Here is a 20,198-nt window from a genome sequence, read left to right as displayed (position 1 = left end):
GGGCCGAGGAGAGCGGCGGCGAGAACGGGGCGCGGCAGGGCGGCAGCATCGGACTGGGCTTCGCCATCCCCATCAACCAGGGCAAGCGGGTCGCCTCCGCTTCGCTGCGGAGCACCTCGCTTCGCTCGGTATGGTCGGCGGCTTCGAGCCTGGGCACCTTTGTTTTGAACCGGTTCCTCCGCTTCGCTCCGGCCTAGTGCCCCCGTTCCGCTCCGCTCCACGGGGTGGGCTCCTCCGCTTCGCTGCGGAGCACCTCGCTTCGCTCGGCATGGCCAGCCTTTCGGGCCGGGGGGTGCCTCTATGTCTTCGGTCAAGGTGGTCGGAGGGAGCTTCAAGGGGTTTGGGACGATGTGGTCGTGCATGCTGACGATCAGGTTGGTGAGGGTGTCCCTGAGGATCGCTCCTTGCATCTGTGAGGGTTTGCGGCGGCCGGGTGTTCTTCGTGTTGGTGAATGACCGTGGGGCGGAACGGGAGTGTTCTGGCTGTGGCAGCCGGGCGTTCATCGCAGACAGCGAGGAGTACTGGGAAGAGGACTCTTGGGAGGACGAGGCATCCGGGCCGGCGGGCTGCCCGTGCGGGAGCGGTGTGTTCGAGGCTGCGGTCGCGTTCTCCCTTGGTGACGATGGATCGGTCCGCTGGGTGACCGTGGGCCTGCGGTGCATCAAGGACAGGGGCTGCGGGGTCTACTCCGACTGGAAGATCGATTACGGACCGACAGATCACCTCCTGACCATGGTCTAGGTCGGCCGGGTGACAGCCCGGACCGGCTGGGGCTCGTAGAAGGTGCCGTGGCGGAGCATCGCGAACAGGACGTCGGCCCGGCGCCGGGCGAGGCAAAGGGGGGCCTGGATGTGGTGCTTGCCCTGGGCGATTTTCTTGTACAAGGCCGGACCCGAAGGCCGGAGGCCCCGTTGCGGAGCCACGAAAAGGTAACGGGGGGCCGACCGGGCCCGGGGCGATTCCCGCTGGCGTCGTCCTTGCCCGGACAGCCATGTGCGCCGGTGCGCGGCGGCATTGTCCAGAAATTGACTCTTGGTCACCGACCGTATTGCGCAAGGCAGGTGGGGCCCTCCGCTGCGCTCCAGGCTGTGATCCGGTCCGCTTCGCTCCCCGGATCCTGGCCCGCTTCGCGGGCGGCTGACAACGGGAGGGGACGGCTCGCCGGGACTTGGGTGCGGGCTCGACGATAGGGGGTGGATCAGGTCTCTGTCGGTGTGACGGACGCGTTGTCGATGAACAGGCGCAGTTGCCCGTCTTCCGGACACCTCAAGCCAACCGAGAGGCCCCGCACCAGGCCGTCCTCCGCGAGGCTCAACGCCACCGCCCCCTGGAACAGCATGTGTCCCGCAGGACATCTGAGGAAGCTTGCCGGTTCCTCGGGCGGGAGCGGGGTGAGCCTCCACGAGGACACGCCAGCCCCCGGGAACAGACGGCCATGGACGTCCCCGTCGAGCACTCCGATCGGTATGAGACAGCCCACGCAGTAGCACTCTCCCTCCCACACCTGGAACTCGGCCGACTCGAATCCGTCGGAACCACACAGCTCACACGCGAGGGAGGCTGTCACGACCCTCCCGCCCGGCCACCCCCGCGCGGCCCGCCCCACCAAATCCAGCAGATCCCCACGCCCCGTGTCCGCTCCGCCCACTGGCCCCGCACCCCACACGCCACCACGCTCCATGATTCGGATCCTCGCACCCGGACCGGGGGCGCCCCTCCCAAGGGCTGCCAGCCTTGGACGATCAGGGGATTGTTGGTCACTCCCAGGAGCCGCCGGCGATGTAGACGGCGGGCGGGCTTGTGACTCCGCACGCAGCACGGAAGGTGACCCCGTTTCACGGGGTGGGGGCGTGTGACCCTTCGAGGTGTCCGCTCTACTCCCACCCCGGAGGGGCGAGAAATCAATCACCCCGCGATGATAAACGGCAGGGCCTGTACCCTCACGGCTCACTGAGCAGGCAAACATTCCCACGGGCCGGGGCGTAGGAAGCCCGTTTCACCGTATTCAGGGCTACTGCTCCCGGCCTCATGCCAACCAACCATCTGCTTCATTTTGGGTCCTGGCTAAATAATGGGTCTGTCCCGACGTTCGTCTCGTGTAGCGCGTGTCTCCTTGGTGGGCGGGTCAGTTGATTGGATAGGCCAGTCGACGGCAACTAGGAACGGATCTACACCCCGTCCTGGCAGCAGCCGACGCCTGTGATGCTTCGGCTGGACGGTGTCGGTGGACTCCACCATCTGTCATTCTCGGGCACCTGCGCCGGCGCGGCATCCAAGCCGTCGGCCTCCAGTCCGCTGACCAGGTTGGTCACCGCCTGAAGCGGGGCCGTGCTGGAGGTCGTCCGCCTGGGTTCGACGGCGAGGCGTACAAGCAGCGGAACGCCGTTGAACGGTGCAGCAGCCGGCTCAAGCAGTGACGGTGAAGGGTTCACTTGCCGGGATTGGTTGCGGTGGCAGGGGAGGGTGTGTGGAGGAGCCTGGATTCCGTGTGTTGCTGACGGAGGTTGGTGACCGGAAGGGGGAGGCGGTCCGTGCGGTTCGGGCGGTCACCGGCCTCAGCCTCTGGAACAGCAAACTTCTCCTCGACAGCGCGCCCGTAGCGGTCACGGAACCCGACTGGCTCGAAGCCGCAGATGAGGCGGCCAGGGTCCTTGGGGACGCGGGCGCTCAGGCGGTAGTGGTGTGCGACTGGTGTGACCGCACCATCATGCGGGGAGCCGGCCCTGTCGACCCGGACCCCTGCAAGGGGCCGTGGCCTGCCGAGGCTTGCCGAGCGAGTTGCCCATCGGCCGCGGATTGAGTACGGCCGAATCGGGGCTGCCTTCAGCGGTCGGCTGTCCACCGTGCGCCCGGCATTCGCGCTCTGAACCTGTCGCCAACGTCAGGTCGGATTACCGCCAGCGTCGGCGGTCAGCGGGTCGTTTCATTGAACCAGCAACCAATGGCGAGGAGGATGCATGAACGGCAAGGCGGTTCTGGTGACGGGTGGCAGTCGGGGGATCGGCGCGGCGATTGCGCTGGCTGTGGCGGAGGCGGGGGCCGATGTGGCCATCACCTATGCGGCCAACGAGGTGGCGGCGAAGGAAGTGGTGCGCCGGATCGAGGCGATTGGTCGCCGAGGTGTCGCTGTGAGGGCGGACGCGGGCGACGTCGGTGACGCGGCGGGCGCCGTGCACTGGGCGGTGCAGACGCTCGGTCGGCTCGATGTGCTGGTCAACAACGCGGGCGTGGGTGTCCTGGGGCCGCTCGCCGGGTTGACTCTGGCCGACGTGGACCGTGTGCTCGCGGTCAACGTACGGGGGGTCTTCCTCGCTTCTCAGGCGGCAGCGGACCACATGGGCGAGGGAGGCCGGATCATCACCATCGGCAGCTGTATGACCCAGCGGGTGCCCGGCCCAGGCGGAACCCTCTACGCGATGAGCAAGTCGGCGCTGACGGGGCTCACCAAGGCCCTCGCCCGGGAGCTGGGCGGACGGGGGATCACCGCCAACATCGTCCACCCCGGGCCGGTCGATACGGATATGAACCCGGCCGGCGGACCTCACGCGGACCCTCAGGCCGCCATGACGGCCCTCGGCCGGTTCGGTCGTTCGGAGGAGGTCGCGGCCACGGTGGCTTTCCTTGCGGGGGACGGGGCCGCTTACATCACCGGATCCGAGTTCTCCGTCGACGGTGGTCACGCCGCCTGATCGGGCCGAGTGTGCCCTGGGCCCCTCGTCGTCTTGCCGAGTATGTTGCGCGCTGCCGTGTGGCTGAGGTTTCCGGTTGGTGGTTGACGCCGGCGACGCCTCACCGTCCGGGCCGGTGCCTCGTCAGGCGGCTCGCGTGAGTCGGTTCGCAAATGTCGACACCATGTAGGTGCCGATGCCCAGGACCACCTCCAGGGCGTTCTGGCGTGTGTAGCCGAAGCGCTGGAAGCGCTCCAGTTCCTCGTCGCTCACCGCACCCGACGAGGCGAGGATCTGGAGGGTGCGTGCATATCCACGCACAGTACGGGACATGGAAGCCGCGCTGCGGACCGTCGTGCCGGCGGAGACGGCCTACCGGCTGGACGCCACGAGCTGGCTCGGCGGGGTGTGACGGAGCAGGTGGTGGTCCCTCGGCGCCGTTCTCAGGCGGGGGTGAAGGCGTTGTGGGTGAGGAGGGGGACCGTTGGGGAGGTGTTCAGGGCGGTGGCGATGGCGACGTCTTCGGGGAAGCCGGCTTCGGTGAGTTCGCGGCCGGAGGAGGAGGCGGTCACGGAGGCTGCGGGGTCCGGGGTGCCGGTGAAGGTGGTGTGGGCGGCGGCGGCCTCGGGGGAGAGGGGGCCGGCTCCGTGGTCGTGGAGGCCGGCGATGACCGCGCCGGCTCCCAGGAGGTCCTCCAGTGCGGGCCGCAGGCTGCCGTCCGGCCAGTGCTCGCCGGCCGCGACCACTCCGACCGGGCGTTCGGGCCGGCCGTAGCCGTGGGCGGTGAGCCAGCGTGCCACGGCGGTGGCGTTGCGCAGGCTGCCCGCGATCACGGTCCCGCCGGCGGCGGCCGCGGCCGCGGAGATGGCGGAGCCGTTGGGTGACGGGAGGACCAGGCGGGGGGTGAAGGGTGCCGTGCCCAGTGCTGCCGGGGAGAGGGACCAGGGCGAGTCGGGTGTGGTTTCGCGGCGTCCGACGGCGAGTTCGGCAGCGTGTTCGCGGGCGAAGGCGAGCGCCGTGCGGTCGCGCCATGCGTAGGGGAAGACGCGGGTGCCCGCCTCGACGGCGATGGTCACCGAGGTCGTGAAGGACAGGACGTCGACGACCACGAGGCAGGCGACGTCGGGGGCGAGCTGCCGGGCGCCGGTGGGCCCCCACTCGAACCGCACCCCGCAGCCCTGTTGGAGGGACCACTCACGCATGGGAGGGAGTCTTGCACCCGGCGGCCATTGTGTTGAGGACCGCCGCCTGTTCCGCGGCGTGGGCGGGGTCGACGGCGCCGACGCTGATCCGGACGTAGCGCGGGCCGTCGGGCTGGTTGAGGCGGTCGACGCCGTACGACCGGGTCGTGGTCCACGGCCAGCCGAAGCCGGCCTGGAGCCGGACCGGCTGGTCCAGGTCTGCGGTGGCGGCGATCCACCGGTCCACGACGGCGGCGCAGTCGGTGCTGTCGTCGAGCGGGCGCAGGAAGACCAGGCTTCCGGTGCGCAGCCGGGCGGGGATCCCGGCCCGGTGCAGGTGGGCGGGGTCGGGTTCCATGACGTGCCAGAGGGTCTTGTCGACGTGGGCGGAGAACGCGTCGGCGGCGGTGATGTGGCTGAGGATCCGCTGCCGGGCGAGCCGGATGTCGGCGGGGGCGAGGTAGGCCAGGGCGGCGCCCTGGAGGAGTGCTCCGGTGCGCCGGGCGTAGGTGCGTACGGCGTCGACCGCGTCCCGGTCGCCGTAGACGACGCCGCCGGAGATCAGCCCGGACAGGTATTTGGCGACGCTCTCGACGACCAGCGCGGGCCGGCCGCCCAGCCAGGCGCGCAGGTCGGCGTAGGGGAAGGCGTGGCCGAAGAGCGAGTTGTCGACGACGAAGCGGTCCGTGCCGTCGCCGAGGTCCGCCGGGTCGTTGACGTCGAGGGTGGGGGCGTTGGTGACCGGTTCCAGGAAGGCCACCGCGCCGAGGGAGGGGTCGGCAGGGCGGCCGAGCGGCACGTTCCGGACCAGGTCGTGGGTTTCGAAGTATTGGCGCGCGGGGAGCCGGAGGGGCCGGCTGCCGTGCTCGGTGGCGGTGACGAGCGCTGCGTGGATGCCGGCCATGCCGCTGTTGACGAGTACGGCGTCGGGGGCGCCGTATGCGGCGGCGAGGGCCTGTTCCAGGCGGCGGCGCCGGCCGTGCTCGTAGGTGTCCCAGAAGGTGCCGTCGGACAGGCCTTGTTCCTGGGCGGCGGCGTCGGACCAGAAGTGGTCCATCGTCGGGTACTGGTCGGCGACCAGGCAGCGGGCGGACAGTGCGGTGGCGGTCATCCGCACGGCGTCGTCGTAGCGTTCGAAGTCGGTGATCGTCGGGGGGCGGCTGTTGTGGGCGGCGGTCAGGGTGCCGAGGAGGGAGGCGGCTTCGCCGGCTCCGGCTTCGATCGCCGCGGTGCGGGCCGCCGCGAGCCGTTCGGCGAACCAGTCGCGGTTCACGCGGCGGCGTCCGGCCTGATGTCCACGGTGAAGACCTCGTACGGGAACGGGATGCCGGTGACGTCGTCCAGGCGGTGCACGAGGCGGGTTCGGCCGTAGCGGCCGAGGAAGTCGAGCCATCCTTCGACGGTGCGGTGCTCGCCGGGGCAGTCCACGTCGAAGTCGTTCAGGCAGAGGTTGAAGAAGTCGTCCATGAAGTCGTGGAACTCGTTGGAGACGGTTTCGCTGAGGCAGTTCTCGACGATCACGAGCCGGGTGGGCCGGAGGCTGGTGAGCACGGCTTCGACCAGGGCGGCGGGGTCGGGCTCGTGGTGCAGCACGGTGGCGAACAGGGCGGTGTCGTAGACGCCGGGGCCGGTGGGCCACAGGTGGTCGAGGGGCCGGGTGGGGACGGCGGGCGCGTCGGGGTAGGCGCCGGCGCGTTCGTAGGCGTCGACGGGGGACGTACGGGCCAGGGCGGCGGTCAGGGTGCCGCTGCCGCTGAGGACGTCGACGGTCCTGCCGGTGAGCAGGGGGGTGAGGTACGGCGCGACGGACCGCGGCCGGCCCTCGTCGAGGGCGGTGTTCCAGGCGGCGCCGATGCCGGTCCGGGCGAGCCAGTCCTTGACTTCGGGGCTGCGGAACCCTCCGGCGTCGAGGAGGTCGAGCAGCCGGGAGGCGCGGGCCAGTGACTGTTCTTGCTGGCCGCAGTCGCGTGCGAAGACCTTCGCCACGGCCTGGAGGGCCTCGGTCCGTATCTCGGGCCGGCACAGGCCGACCGGTGTTGGCGCCTTCATTTCTCGCCCCCGAATCAGTCGTCGAAGAAGGTCATCAATGTGCTGAGTGCGTGGATCTCGAAGTCGTTGAGGTGGAGGCCGTGCCGGGTGAACTCGGCGACGACGAAGTCGGCCCACTCGAGGTCGTATTCGGGCAGTGCCAGCAGTGCGTGGACGGCGGCGGCGTACTCGGGTGCGACGGTGGTGGCCAGGGCCGGGCCGGGCCGGCCGAGGTCGTCGGCGAGCCGGTCGAAGCGGGCGCGTTCCTCGGCGGGTGCCGTGGCGGGTTTCTCGCCGAGCCATCCGGCGAGGGTTCGCCGGGCCTGCAGGAGCCGGTCGAGGCCGGCCGGCGGCCGCGGTGTTCCGTCGGCGAGGCTGAGCGCGACGCAGCGCAGCAGTGAGCAGGCCACGATCGCGTACCGGCTGGTGTCGAAGGACACCGGCAGCAGGGACCGGCAGTCTTCGACCACCGACCATGCCTCGTCCGCGCAGGCGGCGAGGGGGTCGGCGCCGGCCGTGGCCGGCGGGGTGTCGAAGAACAGCGCTGCGGTGGCCGCCGCGTCCTCGGCGTCGTCCGGGGTGTGCACGAGGGAGAGGCACCGGTCGCTGGTGCGGGAGAGGGCCCGCAGGGAGTCCGGCCGCAGTTGCAGGTAGGCGCTGGGTCCCTTGAGGTCGTGCAGGCGGCGGCTGAGGCTGCCTTCCTCGGCGGGGTCGGTGTGCTGCCGGAGCAGGACGACCAGGCTGCTGTCGAGGGCGAAGAGGTTCCGGGTCAGGATGCTGCCGAACCGGCGGCCCTTCTCGGACGATTTGGACCGCGGGCGGCCGCGGTAGAACGCGGCGGCGTGGCCGGGGTCGAGGCGGACCGACCGTACCCGTGCCGGGCGGGCGCCCAGGGCCGCCAGGGACTCGCCGAGGGCGGGGATGCCTCCGGCGAGCAGGGTGTCCGGGAGGAGGACGACGACGGCGAGGTCGTCGGGCCAGTCGGAATGCGGGGGCGTGGGTGTGGATATGGGGGAGGGGAGGCCGGATTTCGTTGCGTCGTGGCTGGGGTCGTTCATGGCAACCTATCCGACGGCGGCCGGAACGGGGGCCGGGACGGCATCCTGAATCTCGGCAGGGATTTCAGCAGGAATTTGAGCCGTAATTTCGGCCTGCATTTCCCCTGCAATGGGGGGAGTCTGGCGCATTCCGGCAATGAGTACGGCGTTCCGCGCGTCCAGGAATCCGGCGTCGATGAGCCGGGCGTCACTGGCGCGCCGCAGGGTTGCCGCGAGGTCTTTTTCGTGGGCGGCCAGCGCGGCGTCGGCGGGCCGGAAATCGGCCCAGTCCTGGTAATGGAAGGAGAAGTCGGAGGGGGCCAGCTCGGGCAGGGCGGTCACGAGGTCCGGGCCGAAGTTGCCGGCCACGCGGACGGTGACGCCCCGGCTGCGGCCGGCCGCCAGGACCCGGCGTACGGAGTCGAGGACCGCCGGATGGCAGTAGTCGTGGAACGCGGTGCTGCGCGCGGCGCCCAGGGTGAGGCCGGTGAGGTCGTTCAGGCCGATCAGCACATAGCTGATGCCGGTGTCGAGGATCTGCTCGATGCGGGCGACCGCGCTGGGGATCTCCACCATGGTGCCGAGGGCTCCGCGGTAGCCTTCCGCGCGGAGTGCTGCCGCCCAGTCGGCGACCTCCTGCTCGTCCCGGACGAACGGGGCCAGCAGGCCCAGGCCCGGCAGTTCGCCGGCCAGGGCGGCCATGGTGCGCAGTTCGTGGTCCAGGTCGGAGCCGGGCGTGGTGCCGCGGCGCAGGGCGCGGACTCCGATGATCGGGTTGTCCTCGCGGGCGGCGACGGGGCCGGCGGAGTCCTTGAGGACGGCCGTGTCGCGGGCCTCCAGGTCGCTGAAGCGGTACCAGAGCGGTAGGCCGGCGGCCCGGGCGTGCAGGGCGCGCAGGTGGTCGGCCACCTCGCGGCGGGTGGCTGCGTCGGCCCAGGAGGCGCCGGCGCGTCGTACCAGGTACTCCGAGCGAATGAGTCCGATTCCGCCGGTCCGGGAAAGGAAATCCACGGTCGGAAGTTCTCCGCTCAAGGTCACCGACGGCAGGCCGGCTTTCTCTTCTGGCATCATCAACTCATTCATTCCGTCGTACCCATGGGTTTTGGGGCGCAGAGGGCGCGCACCCGTGGTGGAATTGCGCCCTCTACGCCTCCAAGACGAGGATCAGGCGTCCCCGCGCATGACCGCCTTGCGGTCCACGGTCGTGATGGTGGGCTTCTTGTAGGCCTTCATTTCGTTCACCTCCTTTCGCCGTTTCGATGAATTCAAGGTAGCGGGCGAATTCGTCTGCCCGCAAGACTCCGAGGGGAAATTCGTGAGAATTTTTTTCGGGGTCCGAATTTGGACATGCCGAAGAAATTCAGGCATGCGGGATCCCTGAATTCGATAATGCCGAAAAGCAAGAGCGGTGTGCTTTTTCCGTCAGGTTTCGCGTGGTGTCAGGTTCGGACGGCCGCGTTGGGCACGTCCGGGACGTCCGGCAGCCGGCCGACGTATCGTTCGCGGCTGTGCTCGGCGGCTCTCGTGAGCGGGCCGACGAGCAGCGCGGCTGCGAAGAAGAGGCCGGCGAGCACGATCCATCCGGTGATGCCCAGCGCTGACACCAGGGCCAGGGCCGTCACCGGTGTCAGCGCCTTGCCGATCTGGGCCGACGAGGAGAACAACCCCAGGTACTGGCCGTGCAGGTGGTCCGGGGCCAGAGCGGTGGCGGCTCCCCAGGAGCCGCCGGCCAGGGCCATCTCGGCGACGACGTGGGTCACCGCGCCGATGACGAGCAGCACGATGGCGGCCCCGGTGCCGACGTCCGCCGCCGCGCCGAAGAACAGGCAGGTCACGCCCAGGGCGACGGCGCAGGCCACGAGGGACCGCGACGCTCCCCTCAGGGTCTCCCCGTACCAGGCGACCTTCGTCTGGAACAGCACGACGAAGACCGTGTTGACGACGATGATCGCGGAGAAGAACGACTCCTGGATGTCGGTCCGGCTGACCAGCCACACGGGCAGGACGACGAACAGCACTCCCTGGTTCATCGCCAACACGCCGTTGACCAGCACCAGTCCCAGCACCGGCAGGTCCCGGTGGCCGGTCGCGGTGACCGTCGACCGGTCCGTGTCCGACGGCACCTCGCGGAAGCGCAGGCAGACCAGCGCCCCGCCGATCTGGAGCAGACCCGCGCAGAGCAGCCCCGCCACGAAGGAGGCGCGGACGGGGTCGAGGAGGACGAGGGCGCCCAGGCCGGCGCCGGCGGTCAGGCCGACGTTGTTGGTGGCCCGCATCAGTCCCCGGGCGCCGGCCCGGGTGGAGCGCGGCAGGACCTGGCTGACCAGGGCGCCGCGGGCGGAGGTGGACATGGCTTCCATGACCGCCACCGCGCAGGCCGTGACGATGAACCAGGCCACCGTGGTGGCCAGGACGTAGGAGGCCGTGGAGAGGCCTTGGAGCACGCCGGCGGCCACCGTCATGGTGCGCGCGCCGAAGCGGTCGGCGGCCACCCCTGCCGGATAGGAGACCAGGAAGGCCAGGAGTCCGGCGATGGTGAGGCCCAGGCCGAGGCGGGCCGGTGTCACGTCCACCACGGTGACGAAGTAGAGCGTGGCCAGCGACAGCACCAGGCCGGTGCCGACGGTGCGGACCAGGTTGCTCAGGCAGAGCCGGCGCACGTCGGGGTCCCGCAGCAGCTGCCGGACGGTGGGGCGTTCGGTGGCGTGGTCGGTCGTGTTCGTCATGCCGTCAGCCTCTCCTCGATCATGTCCAGGTCGACGGCGCCCAGTTCGACCAGGTACCGCACGCAGGCCCGCGAGTCGTGGAGCAGCCGTTCCGCGGGGCCCGTGCCGCGCAGTGCGCGGACGGTGTCGGCCGCCCGGTCCGGTCTCAGCCCGGCTCGGGTCAGGCAGTGCCGTTCCAGGGATTCGTCCCGGCCGAGGAACGCCGAGATCATCTCCGGGATCAGTGCCCCGAGGACGGCCCGGTCGCGCCGGCCGAGCGAGTGCCAGAAGTGGGGCAGCAGGGCCCGGAAGTACGCGTGGTGGCGCCGCTCGTCCTGGCCGTGGTCGGCGATGACGTCACGGACGTAGGTGGGCAGCCGCTCGTCGCGCGGCAGCATCAGCAGCTTCGTCGAGATCAGGGTTTCGCTGACGTAGGTGATCAGCAGGTCGAAGGCGTGGCGCAGGGCCGGCTCGACCGACTCGCGCAGCCGGCCGCGGACGCGCTGGAACTCGTACGTCTCCGGCAGTCGCGGCGGGACGCCGGTCTGGGCGCCGATCCGTTCGATCAGGTCGAAGGTGAACTGGCCGTGCCATGCCTCGTCGGTGGTGATGGCCATCGCGTCGCGGCGCATCGCGGGGGGCAGTTCCAGTCCGGCCCGTCCGCTGCCCAGGCGCGCGGTCACCGGGAGCACGATGAGCGACTCCAGCTGCACGGTGAAGTCGAGGTACGCGTACAGGTGCAGGGTGAGCAGGTGCTGGAGCTGTTCGGGGGCCAGCTCGGACCGGAGCTCCGGGTAGCCGGTGACCAGTTCCGGCGGGTAGTAGCAGTCGGTGGGCTCGGTGGTCTCCCGCACCGGTTTGCTCCGGACGCTGGCCTGGCTGTCCCAGCGTCCGAAGGCACTGCGGTAGGCCACGGCGGTCAAGGCCGGCACCTCTGCCGGACGAACCCTTCGGCCACCAGGCCCGCGACGGCCTCGGCGACGTCGTCGCGGACCTCGTCGGGGGAGATTCCGTACTCGGCGGCGACCGTCTCGGTCAGGTCTGCGAGCGTCACCGGTGCGGCCAGCCGGTGCCAGAGCAGCTCGGCGGTGTCGTCGAGGACGAGGTCCCGGTCGTCCAGGGAGAGGTGGAGCACGCCGCCGACGCGCCGGACCCGGGTCCGCAGGGTGCGCCTGAAGCGCTCTGCGTCGTGGGCATCGTGGGCGTCCTGGGCGTGGTGTACGTCCTGGGCGTGGTGTGCGTGTCCGGCCTGCTGTGGGTGCTGTGCCGTTGCGGTCATCGCGGTCACAGCTCGATCGACGCGGCGATGGTCTGGCAGGAGGCGAGGACGTCCTCGATCCAGGCCACGGGGTCCTCGTGGTAGTCGCGCATGGTCTCAACCGCCCAGTACTCGTCGAAGGTGAAGGGGGCCGGCCGGGCCTCCTCGACCCGGCGGGCCCGCCACTTGCTGGAGGCGCTGAACTCCCCGCACACGGCCAGGGCGGCGTCCACGGCGTGGCCGTGGGCCCGTTGTGCCGCGAGGGTCGCGCTCCTGGTGTCTCCGGTTTCCAGCTGGCCGACGGCGTCCTCGAGGGCGTTGTCCGCGAGTCGCAGGGAGCGGTCGGCCATGACCTGGCGGGCGTCGGAGGCGTGCAGGCGGCGCTGCCATTCCGCGACGCCGTCCGGGCTGCTGACCGCCCGGCCGTGCCAGAGCCGGCCGAGGAAGTCGACCTCGTAGTTCGTCAGGGAGACGCCGACCGCGCGGTTCTCGTGCACCTCGGTCAGGTCCATGGCCGAGAGCAGTGCTTCCACCTGCGTCTCCCGCCACACCTGCAGGTCGCCCTTGGCGTCGCCCTCCTCCAGGGTGCGCCGGTAGAAGTACCCGTCCGCCGCGCCGCACGGGATCGTCGTGAAGAGGCCGTCGGCGGGCTCGTGGACCTGCGGCAGGATCGCGTACAGGTCGAGGTCGCTGTGCTGGTTGGCCCAGCCCCGTACGGTGGATCCGCCCTCGAAGACCGTGGGCGGTTGCGGAAGTTCCGCGGCGAACACGGACAGGGTCCGCCGCAGCTGTGCGGTCACGTCCTCCGGGTTCGGCCGGGCGGTCATCGCAGCACCTCCGGGCACCGGAGCAGGCCGCCGGCGACGAGCTCGTCGACCTGCTCCTCGATCCGCGTGCGGTCCGGGCCCGTGCTGCCGTCGACCAGGTCGGTGAGCGGGACGGGCTGTTCTGCGGCCCGCAGCAACTCCACGATCCACCGTTCGTCGTCGTCGACGGTGTACTCGATCGCCCCGTCGACGATCACGAAGGTGCCGCGGTCGTCGTCGGAGCGGGCGAAGTCGACGCCGGGGGCGGTGTGGAGCAGGGTGTCCGGCCCGCCGAGGAGGCCGACGAGGACCGAGTGCCGGGAGGCGGTGAGGTCGGCCCCGACGAGGGCGGGCTCCTCGGTGGAATAGGCGGGCGGGTCGAGCTCGTACCCGGCGAAGCCGGAGGCGACGATGTCGTCGAGCAGGGCCATGTTGACCAGGCGCATCAGGAGGTCGACGTCGACGCCGCGGTCACCGGCGACGGCCCGTTCCACGGCCGAGAGGACGGCGTCGGGCCGCAGGTGTTCCTTGCCGCCGGCGCTGTCGAGGGCGCGTTCGAGCAGAGCGCGGCGGTCGCCGGTCAGCATGGCGAGCGTCTGCTGCTGGACGAGTCCTTCGCCGGTGCCCCGGTAGAAGGAGATCTTCGGCCGGTGCGCGAGACCGGCGGGCAGGACGTCCTGGAAGGCCTGGCGGGCGATCGTCTTGTCCCACAGCAGCTCGGCGTGGCGGGCGCGCGGGATGCGGCCCAGGAGTTCGACGATGCGGTGGTCCAGGAAGGGGACGCGGGCCTCGACCCCGTGCATGGCGGCGACCCGGTCCTCGTGCCAGTTGTTGTACTGCTGGATGTCCTCGTACTTGGTCCGGACGAAGTCGGCGTAGTGGTGTGCGCCGTCGCCGTCCGCGACCGAGCGCAGGTAGGAGCCCGCGCCGCCCTGCCAGCCGGCGAGCCGGCCGTCGGAGAGCAGCCTGGTGTTCTGGTCCATGCCGTGCAGTGCCTGCTCGAACGTCGCCCAGTCCTCGGCGGCGGCGATGGCGGTGGCGTAGCCGCCGTTGAACTCGTCGGCGGCCTGGCCGAGCAGCATGGCCTTCAGGGCCGGGTTGGTGCGCTTGGCCTCGATGTAGAGGTTGTGCTTGAACCACTGCTCGGGTCCGCAGAACGGGGTCTCGGTGCCGGCGAGCAGTTGCAGCCACTCCTCCGCGGTGGCGTGGCGGCGGGGCGGGAGGGCGACCAGGCGCAGGTCCACGCCGAGGTGGCCGGCGAGCAGTTGGGCGGCCTGGGCGTCCCCGTTCATCAGCGTGCCGGGGGTGACCGCGCTGAAGGCGGTGAACGTCTTGCCCTGGGTCGCGGCGAGCGCGGCCACGGCGGCGGAGTCGAGGCCGCCGCTGAGCAGGAGGCCGACGTCGGCGTCGGCGGTGGCGCAGTCGGCGACCGAGGCGGCGACGAGCGAGCGGTACTCGGCGACGAAGTCGCGGTCGAGGTCGCCGTCGAGGGCGTGGCCGGGAGTATGGCCGGGAGTGTGGCCGGCGGGTGTGTGCGAGCCGCTGAAGTCGGGGAGCTCCCAGTACTTCCGGGTCGTCATGGCGCCGCTGCGCAGGTCGATCGTCTCGATGGTGGCGGCCGGGGTGGCGTGCACGCCGACGACGAAGGAGTCGAGGGTGTTGCGCGCGAACGAGGGCTCGGCGGACAGCTGCCGGTTGTGCAGGGCCGCGTCCCAGTCGAACCGCAGGTCGACGAGGGAGGAGCGGGCGATCGCCTTCAGCTCCGAGGCGAAGACGAGCCGTCCGTCCGAAATCGTGTGGTAGATCGGCTTGATTCCGAACCGGTCGCGCGCGAATACGATCCGGTCGTGGCGGCGGTCGTGAATGACGACGGCGAACATTCCGCGCACGTCGTCCAGGAAATCCAGCCCCTTGCGTTCGTAGAGGTGGAGGAGGATTTCGCAGTCCGACTTCGTGCGCAGGCGGACGTCGGGAAGTGCCGCTTCGAGTTCACGGTGGTTGTACACCTCGCCGTTCGCCATGAGGACGATCTGTCCGTCCGCGGAGACGAAAGGCTGGTCGCCGTCCTTGGGTGCGACGAGGGCGAGCCGGGTGAATCCCATGACCGCGGATTCGTCGCTCACCATGGCCCGCCCGTCGGGGCCGCGGCGGTTCAGCGCGTCGAGCATCCTCCCGACCGCGTCGGTTTCACGGCCGGTCGACCGTGATTCCGTCGCTCCGAGAACCGCTATTCCTGCCAGCCCGCACATTTTCGTTCCGCCCTTCGGCCTGTTTGTTCCTGGCTTGCTCTGCGATCGCGGCCCGCGTCTTCTTCTTCACCCTGGCGAGATGGTCCAGGTACGGGATTTCGGCGTAGGCGTCGCCGAGCAGCCGCGGCAGGTCGGAATAGTGCACGACACAGGTGTCGGCGCCGGCCTGTGATGCCGCTTCCATGAGCGGTGGTGTCAGATAGCCGGCGACGTGCATCCGGTAGTCGTCGGCATTGCTCGCGTGCCGGACGTGGCGCAGCGCCCGGGCCATCCCGGGGACGAGTTCGGTGTGGACGTCCGGCAGCCGGGGGCGGGCCGCGAGCAGGCTGCCGAGGTCGTTGGTGCCGACGACGACGGTCCGTGCACCGGCTGCGACCAGCGCGTCCGCGTCCAGTACGGCGGCCGGAGTCTCGATCATCGTGCCGGTGCGGCAGTCCGGTCCCACTTCGGCGAGGGCCTTGTCCCGGAACCAGACGAACTCGTCCACGGCGGAGACGAAAGGCGATATGACGACCAGGTTCGGGTGCTTCCGGTGGATTTCCCGCAGGACCCGGAATTCTGCCGAGAGGCTCTCCGGATGCCTCATGTGGCGGCGTACGCCGCGTATGCCCATCAGGGAGTGGGCGTCCTCGTCGATGACCTCTTCGACGCCTGTGAGGGTGTTCGCCTCGGCGGCGGTGACTTCCATGGTGCGGTAGACGACCTGGCCGGGCGAGAGCGTGCAGAGCTCGTCGAGGTAGGCGAAGAGCTGTTCCTGTGCGACGGGGTGCGTCGGATAGAGGCCCAGCGCCCGGAATACGTACTCCCCGCGTACGAGGCCGATTCCCGCGAAACGGGCGAGCAATTCACGAGCCGGCCTCTCTCCGGACAGCGCCAGCGAAAGGGAGTCGTTCTGCCGGCTGCTGTTCCATGCGGTGCCGGCGCTCACGAGGTACACCGTGTGATGACGACCACTCTCCTGCCTGACAGCCCCGTTTGGCGTTTCATCCAAACCTGCTTGGTATTTCGTCCAGTCGCGGTAGGCCGTTGAAGTTACCCGGTCACCGTGAATACCCGTCAACCCTTGTGGGCGGGATGTGTCAGACCAGGCCCGGGTATGTCAGAACGCGGGGCCGGCACGACTTCCGACTTGCCGAGTGCCGACTGCCGACTGCCGACTGTCGAGTGGCACTAACCTGGTGGTGTGCAGGGTGAGCCGGTCACGCTGTGTCTCACCGGCGATGTGATGCTCGGTCGTGGCCTCGACCAGATCCTTCCGCACCCCGGCGATCCGGCGCTGGTGGAGGCGTACGTGCGCGACGCCCGCTCGTACGTGGAGCTGGCGGAGGCAGCCAACGGCCCGATCCCGCGGCCGGTGGACTTCTCCTGGCCCTGGGGGGACGCGCTGGGCGTCCTTGAGGAGGCCGCGCCGGATGCCCTGGTGCTCAATCTGGAGACCAGCGTCACCCGGCACGGCGACCCCGCCCCCGGGAAAGGGGTCCATTACCGGATGCACCCCGCCAACCTGCCCTGTCTGGCCGCCGCCCGTCCCGATGTGTGCGTGCTGGCGAACAACCACGTCCTCGACTACGGCCGGCCCGGCCTCGAGGAGACGCTGGAGGTGCTGGCCGGCGCGGGATTCCGTACGGCGGGCGCGGGGCCCGATGCCGGGGCGGCCGGCCGGCCGGCGACCGTACCCCTCGGTGGCGGCGGGCGGCTGCTGGTCTTCTCCTTCGGCATGCCGTCCAGCGGCATCCCGCCGAGCTGGGCCGCCACGGTCGACCGCAGCGGGGTCGACTTCGTGGCCGAGGCGTCGAATGCCGCGGCGGTCGCGGTGGTTGCCCGGATCCGGCGGGTGAAGGAGCCGGGCGATGTCGTCATCGCCTCGGTCCACTGGGGTTCCAACTGGGGTTACCGCGTGCCCCGCGAGCACATCCGTTTCGCGCACGCGCTCGTCGAGGGCGGCGCGGACGTCGTCCACGGGCATTCCTCGCACCACCCCCGGCCGCTGGAGGTGTACCGGGGAAGGCTGATCACGTACGGCTGTGGTGACCTGGTCGACGACTACGAGGGCATCACCGGATACGAGCTGTACCGGGACGATCTGCGGCTGCTCTACTTCCCCTCGCTGGAGCCCGGCACCGGAGAGCTGCGCGGGCTGCGCCTCGTCCCCTTCCAGGCCCACAGGATGCGGTTGCGGCGCGCGGCGCCGGAGGACTCGCGGTGGCTCTGCGAGGTGTTGGACCGGATCAGCCACGGCTTCGGCTCACGCGTGCGATCCGGGCCGGAGGGGTCGCTCACCCTGGCCGTGCGCGACCCCACGTAGCGAGACCCCGGGGTGCCGAACCTTCCCGAACCTTCCCGAACCCTCCCGGGGGCTGGGGTCCGTCCGGTTCATCCGGTTCGGCCCGGGGTGGGCGTCAGGTGAGTGCCGCCGCCAATGCCTTGGCGGCCTTGGCGACCAGCAGGTCGTCGCGTGGTGCGGAGGGGTCCGGCTTGGTGGTCAGTACGGCCAGGACCACGGGCGGGCGGCCCGGCGGCCAGGCGATGCCCGCGTTGTTGTTGGTTCCGTACGAGCCGGCGCCCGTCTTGTCGCCGACCGTCCAGTCGCGGGGCAGGCCGGCGCGGAAGCGGTCGCCGCTCGTGGTGTTGGCGAGCAGCCAACCGGTCAGGTGGTCGCGGTGCCGGGGGGTGAGGGCGTCGCCGAGCACGAGCTTCCCGTACGTTCGTCCGATGGCCCGCGGGGTGGTCGTGTCGGTCTCCCGCCACGGCTCGGCCGAGTTCAGGGCCGGCTCCCACCGGTCGAGGCGCGTCGTACGGTCTCCCACGGAACGGCAGAAGCGGGTGATGGCGGAAGGGCCGCCCAGCTCGCGGAGCAGCAGGTTCCCTGCGGTGTTGTCGCTCTGGGCGATGGCTGCGGAGCACAGTTCGGCCACGGTCAGCCCGGCGGCGATGTTCGCGGGCTCGCTCGTCACGGAGCCGCCGTCCGCGGCCGTGACGTCGTCCTGGGTGTAGTGGATGCGCCGGGCGAGGAACTCGCCGTCACGGTCGAGGTCCCGCATCACGGCTGCCGCGGCGAGCGTCTTGAACAGCGAGCACATGGGGAACAGCTCGTCGGCGCGGTAGAGCACCGTCCTGCCGGTGGCCGTGTCCCGTGCGTACGCGCCCAGGCGTGCCCCGTGTTCGCGCTCCAGCTCGCGCAGTTGCCGGACGGCCTCGCTCTCTTTGCCGCGCGACGCCGTGTTGGCTGCGTTGGCTGCGTTGGCTGCGTTGGCCGGCAGCGCCACTGCCAGGGCTGCACCCGCTCCCAGAGTCAGTACCGCACGGCGAGTCCTCTTCACGTATGCCTTCCCTTTCCCCTTGGGCCCTCATGTGACGGCGGGGACGCCGGGGGCGGGCGGTGCGGTTCCGTCCGACTGGTTTCCGCCTGTCCGGTTTCCGCCTGTCTGTCGGGCGATGGTTCGACAGACAGGCAGGCAGGGGGGCTAGGGACCGAACAGCAGGGCTGCCAGGCCGTGTTCGCGGCTCGCGGTGGCGAAATCGTCCCAGGTGATCACACCGTCGCCGTCCGTGTCGGCCAGCTCGAAGGAGGCGGCCGCCGCGTCGGACGGCACGCTCCTGAGGGACCGCCACACCGCGTACTCATGGCGGTCCATCAGCCCGTCCCCGTCGCGGTCGGCCACGTTGAACTGGGCGTGCAGCACGGCCAGTACCTCCGGCGAAGCCGAGGCGGTCAGGGAGCCGAACCACTCCCGGTACTCCTCCCGGCCGATCCTGCCGTCGTGATCCCGGTCGATCTGCTCGGCCTGCCGCTCCCACAATGCGAGGCTCGCCTCGATCAGGGCGCGTCCCTTCGGCGAGCTCGGCCCCATGCCGTACGACTGGAGCAGCCGCTCCGCATTGGCCCGGTAGTCGTCCGCGACCAGGACCCCGTCCCCGTCCGCGTCCAGCCGGTCGAAGACCTCGTCAGCCACTGACACCCTCTCGCCCATGGCGTGAGCCTAGGCGGCCGCGGCGCTTCGGCCGTCGATTCCCGCACTCGGGGGCGTGTCCCGCCGGTCGACCTCTGCTCGGTCTGCTGCACCCGGACCGCTGAAGACGCGCCGCCGGAGCGCAGGATCGCGACGCGCGGTCCGGGTCGCCTTCGGGGGCCGGATGGATCTGGTCCAGGAAGTCGCCCTCCATGTAGCAGTGGGCGGTGTCGCGGCGGCGCAGCGCTTGGCGCTGCCTTCCGTGGTGGTGGAGGGGCGGCGAAATATGGTGGGGGCGGTTCCGCGGGTTCGGAGCTCGTGCGCGTGCGCGCGTGGGGACGGCCGGGAGAAGTGCCATGAGTGACGTCGTCGGACAGATCAACCAGATTCACCGCGAGGTCGGCCGTCGGGAGGTGGGCGGCAAGGAGGCGCGGACGGTGCTGGTTCGCCGTGCGTACGACGTGGGTGTCGAGGACCTGTGGGACGCATGCACGCGCGCGGAGCGGATCGGGCGGTGGTTCCTGCCGGTCACCGGGGATCTGCGGCTCGGCGGCCGCTACCAGCTGGAGGGCAATGCGGGCGGGGAGATCCTGGCCTGTGAGCCGCCGAAGCTGTTCCGGGTGAGCTGGGTGATGGGTGAGGCGTCGGCGTTCAGTGAGGTGGAGGTGCGGCTGACTCCGGAGGACGAGGAGCGGACCGTGTTCGAGCTGGAGCATGCGGCGGTGGTGCCGCCGGAGATGTGGGAACGGTACGGGCCGGGGGCGGTGGGTGTCGGGTGGGACCTCACCGTGCTCGGGCTGGGGATGGATCTGGCGGGCGCGTCTGTCGGGCCTGCGAAGGCCGGGGGGTGGCGGGAGTCGGACGAGGCGCGGGAGTTCATGGTGCGGAGCAGCAATGCTTGGGGGGAGGCGTATGGGGCTTCTGGGGTGGGGGTGGGGGTGGTGGGGGCTGCGGTGAGGGCGACCACGGAATTTTATGTTCCGCCGCAGGGGTGAGCCGGGGGTGGCTTGGGTTGGCTTGGGTTGGCTTGGGTTGGCTTGGCTGGGCCGCCGGTCTGGGGGTTGGGCTGGGCTGGTTGGGCTTGATGCTGGGCTGGTGTTGGGCCGCCCGCCGGTCCTGTGGGTGGTGACTGGCCCGACCTGTGCTGGGGTTGGCCTGGTGGGGTTGCCGCGGGGGCGATGGTGGGGCGGGCGGTGGGGTGGGGGGCCGCTGCGCGGGGCCTCTTCCCCACCCCGCCCCTTCCCGTAACCGGGGCTCCGCCCCGGACCCCGTTCGGGGGCTCCGCCCCCGGACCCCCGCGCCTCAAACGCCGGCG

General features: G+C 70.7%; 20 protein-coding genes and 2 pseudogenes. 7 read left to right on the top strand and 15 right to left on the bottom strand.

What is annotated here, in order from left to right; all coding sequences use genetic code 11:
* Together AB0447_RS35420 and AB0447_RS35415 are read left to right on the top strand one after the other, a co-directional pair.
* Positions 1-197, top strand: a pseudogene (locus AB0447_RS35420) (hypothetical protein); the annotation flags it as partial.
* Positions 198-433: 236 nt separating this feature from the next.
* Entirely contained in the window at positions 434-742 is a 309-nt protein-coding gene (locus AB0447_RS35415; protein ID WP_366481070.1) for a hypothetical protein, read from the top strand.
* On the opposite strand, the gene AB0447_RS35410 is transcribed toward AB0447_RS35415, so the two are convergent.
* Positions 739-885 carry a hypothetical protein gene (locus AB0447_RS35410; RefSeq protein WP_366481072.1) on the bottom strand — a complete coding sequence of 49 codons (147 nt, stop codon included), beginning with the start codon at positions 883-885 and terminating at the stop codon, positions 739-741. The two genes, AB0447_RS35415 and AB0447_RS35410, sit on opposite strands and share 4 nt — an antisense overlap.
* Before the next feature lie 1,371 nt (positions 886-2,256).
* On the opposite strand from AB0447_RS35410, the pseudogene AB0447_RS35405 reads away from it, so the two are divergent.
* From AB0447_RS35405 to AB0447_RS35395, 3 genes and pseudogenes are all read left to right on the top strand, one after another.
* Positions 2,257-2,415: pseudogene (locus tag AB0447_RS35405) on the top strand (IS5/IS1182 family transposase); the annotation flags it as partial.
* Positions 2,394-2,801, top strand: coding sequence for a ribosomal protein L7/L12 (locus AB0447_RS35400; RefSeq protein ID WP_366481069.1), 408 nt, complete (start codon positions 2,394-2,396; stop codon positions 2,799-2,801). The pseudogene AB0447_RS35405 and the gene AB0447_RS35400, both read left to right, overlap by 22 nt.
* A 157-nt stretch (positions 2,802-2,958) precedes the next feature.
* Positions 2,959-3,690 carry an SDR family oxidoreductase gene (locus AB0447_RS35395; protein WP_366481068.1) on the top strand — a complete coding sequence of 244 codons (732 nt, stop codon included), beginning with the start codon at positions 2,959-2,961 and terminating at the stop codon, positions 3,688-3,690.
* A gap of 123 nt (positions 3,691-3,813) precedes the next feature.
* On the opposite strand, the gene AB0447_RS35390 is transcribed toward AB0447_RS35395, so the two are convergent.
* The 12 genes from AB0447_RS35390 to AB0447_RS35335 all read right to left on the bottom strand — a co-directional run bounded on the left by AB0447_RS35390 (position 3,814) and on the right by AB0447_RS35335 (position 15,861).
* A complete protein-coding gene (locus AB0447_RS35390) occupies positions 3,814-3,990 on the bottom strand; it encodes a hypothetical protein (protein WP_366481067.1) in 177 nt (58 codons plus the stop codon).
* A 122-nt stretch (positions 3,991-4,112) separates the two neighbouring features.
* The gene (locus tag AB0447_RS35385) at positions 4,113-4,871 is read right to left on the bottom strand and encodes a 2-phosphosulfolactate phosphatase (protein ID WP_366481066.1); all 759 of its coding nucleotides are present in this window, start codon (positions 4,869-4,871) and stop codon (positions 4,113-4,115) included.
* Positions 4,864-6,123, bottom strand: a complete 1,260-nt coding sequence (locus AB0447_RS35380) for a hypothetical protein (protein WP_366481065.1) — start codon at positions 6,121-6,123, stop codon at positions 4,864-4,866. The genes AB0447_RS35385 and AB0447_RS35380 overlap by 8 nt, the downstream gene beginning before the upstream one ends.
* Positions 6,120-6,899, bottom strand: a complete 780-nt coding sequence (locus tag AB0447_RS35375; RefSeq protein WP_366481064.1) for a hypothetical protein — start codon at positions 6,897-6,899, stop codon at positions 6,120-6,122. Before AB0447_RS35375 ends, AB0447_RS35380 begins: the two co-directional genes overlap by 4 nt.
* Before the next feature lie 14 nt (positions 6,900-6,913).
* Positions 6,914-7,936, bottom strand: a complete 1,023-nt coding sequence (locus AB0447_RS35370) for a hypothetical protein (RefSeq protein WP_366481063.1) — start codon at positions 7,934-7,936, stop codon at positions 6,914-6,916.
* Between the two features lie 6 nt (positions 7,937-7,942).
* Positions 7,943-8,926 carry a putative PEP-binding protein gene (locus AB0447_RS35365; protein ID WP_366481062.1) on the bottom strand — a complete coding sequence of 328 codons (984 nt, stop codon included), beginning with the start codon at positions 8,924-8,926 and terminating at the stop codon, positions 7,943-7,945.
* A 428-nt stretch (positions 8,927-9,354) separates the two neighbouring features.
* Positions 9,355-10,641 (bottom strand): MFS transporter, encoded by a 1,287-nt coding sequence (locus tag AB0447_RS35360; RefSeq protein WP_366481061.1) that lies wholly within the window; start codon positions 10,639-10,641, stop codon positions 9,355-9,357.
* Positions 10,638-11,534 carry a diiron oxygenase gene (locus tag AB0447_RS35355; RefSeq protein WP_366481071.1) on the bottom strand — a complete coding sequence of 299 codons (897 nt, stop codon included), beginning with the start codon at positions 11,532-11,534 and terminating at the stop codon, positions 10,638-10,640. The genes AB0447_RS35360 and AB0447_RS35355 overlap by 4 nt, the downstream gene beginning before the upstream one ends.
* 5 nt (positions 11,535-11,539) lie before the next feature.
* Positions 11,540-11,899 carry a PqqD family protein gene (locus tag AB0447_RS35350; RefSeq protein WP_366481060.1) on the bottom strand — a complete coding sequence of 120 codons (360 nt, stop codon included), beginning with the start codon at positions 11,897-11,899 and terminating at the stop codon, positions 11,540-11,542.
* A gap of 5 nt (positions 11,900-11,904) precedes the next feature.
* A complete protein-coding gene (locus AB0447_RS35345) occupies positions 11,905-12,705 on the bottom strand; it encodes a hypothetical protein (RefSeq protein WP_366481059.1) in 801 nt (266 codons plus the stop codon).
* Positions 12,702-14,933 (bottom strand): asparagine synthase (glutamine-hydrolyzing), encoded by a 2,232-nt coding sequence (asnB, locus tag AB0447_RS35340; protein WP_366481058.1) that lies wholly within the window; start codon positions 14,931-14,933, stop codon positions 12,702-12,704. Before asnB ends, AB0447_RS35345 begins: the two co-directional genes overlap by 4 nt.
* The gene (locus AB0447_RS35335) at positions 14,872-15,861 is read right to left on the bottom strand and encodes a putative PEP-binding protein (RefSeq protein ID WP_366481057.1); all 990 of its coding nucleotides are present in this window, start codon (positions 15,859-15,861) and stop codon (positions 14,872-14,874) included. The genes asnB and AB0447_RS35335 overlap by 62 nt, the downstream gene beginning before the upstream one ends.
* Before the next feature lie 255 nt (positions 15,862-16,116).
* Here AB0447_RS35335 and AB0447_RS35330 point away from each other — a divergent pair, with 255 nt between their 5' ends.
* A complete protein-coding gene (locus tag AB0447_RS35330; protein ID WP_366481056.1) occupies positions 16,117-17,238 on the top strand; it encodes a CapA family protein in 1,122 nt (373 codons plus the stop codon).
* Positions 17,239-17,332: 94 nt separating this feature from the next.
* On the opposite strand, the gene bla is transcribed toward AB0447_RS35330, so the two are convergent.
* Positions 17,333-18,253 carry a class A beta-lactamase gene (gene bla / locus AB0447_RS35325; protein WP_366481055.1) on the bottom strand — a complete coding sequence of 307 codons (921 nt, stop codon included), beginning with the start codon at positions 18,251-18,253 and terminating at the stop codon, positions 17,333-17,335.
* 144 nt (positions 18,254-18,397) lie between these two features.
* On the bottom strand, positions 18,398-18,904 hold the full coding sequence (locus tag AB0447_RS35320) for an EF-hand domain-containing protein (protein WP_366481054.1): 507 nt from the start codon (positions 18,902-18,904) through the stop codon (positions 18,398-18,400).
* Positions 18,905-19,239: 335 nt separating this feature from the next.
* Between AB0447_RS35320 and AB0447_RS35315 the strand changes: the two genes are divergently transcribed.
* Positions 19,240-19,878 carry an SRPBCC family protein gene (locus tag AB0447_RS35315; protein ID WP_366481052.1) on the top strand — a complete coding sequence of 213 codons (639 nt, stop codon included), beginning with the start codon at positions 19,240-19,242 and terminating at the stop codon, positions 19,876-19,878.
* Positions 19,879-20,198: the final 320 nt, after the last annotated feature.

Source organism: Streptomyces sp. NPDC051211 (genome assembly GCF_040689505.1).
Classification (GTDB): Bacteria; Actinomycetota; Actinomycetes; order Streptomycetales; family Streptomycetaceae; genus Streptomyces.
The sequence above is the reverse complement of the archived record's forward strand: the minus strand, read 5'-3'. Positions and strand labels throughout refer to the sequence as shown.

Excerpts from the sequence above, each read along its gene's own strand:
- AB0447_RS35395 (WP_366481068.1), top strand. The coding sequence starts at position 2,959 with ATGAACGGCAAGGCGGTTCTGGTGACGGGTGGCAGTCGGGGGATCGGC.
- AB0447_RS35385 (WP_366481066.1), bottom strand. The coding sequence starts at position 4,871 with ATGCGTGAGTGGTCCCTCCAACAGGGCTGCGGGGTGCGGTTCGAGTGG.
- AB0447_RS35375 (WP_366481064.1), bottom strand. The coding sequence starts at position 6,899 with ATGAAGGCGCCAACACCGGTCGGCCTGTGCCGGCCCGAGATACGGACC.
- AB0447_RS35370 (WP_366481063.1), bottom strand. The coding sequence starts at position 7,936 with ATGAACGACCCCAGCCACGACGCAACGAAATCCGGCCTCCCCTCCCCC.
- AB0447_RS35360 (WP_366481061.1), bottom strand. The coding sequence starts at position 10,641 with ATGACGAACACGACCGACCACGCCACCGAACGCCCCACCGTCCGGCAG.
- AB0447_RS35350 (WP_366481060.1), bottom strand. The coding sequence starts at position 11,899 with ATGACCGCAACGGCACAGCACCCACAGCAGGCCGGACACGCACACCAC.
- AB0447_RS35345 (WP_366481059.1), bottom strand. The coding sequence starts at position 12,705 with ATGACCGCCCGGCCGAACCCGGAGGACGTGACCGCACAGCTGCGGCGG.
- asnB (WP_366481058.1), bottom strand. The coding sequence starts at position 14,933 with ATGTGCGGGCTGGCAGGAATAGCGGTTCTCGGAGCGACGGAATCACGG.
- AB0447_RS35320 (WP_366481054.1), bottom strand. The coding sequence starts at position 18,904 with ATGGGCGAGAGGGTGTCAGTGGCTGACGAGGTCTTCGACCGGCTGGAC.
- AB0447_RS35315 (WP_366481052.1), top strand. The coding sequence starts at position 19,240 with ATGAGTGACGTCGTCGGACAGATCAACCAGATTCACCGCGAGGTCGGC.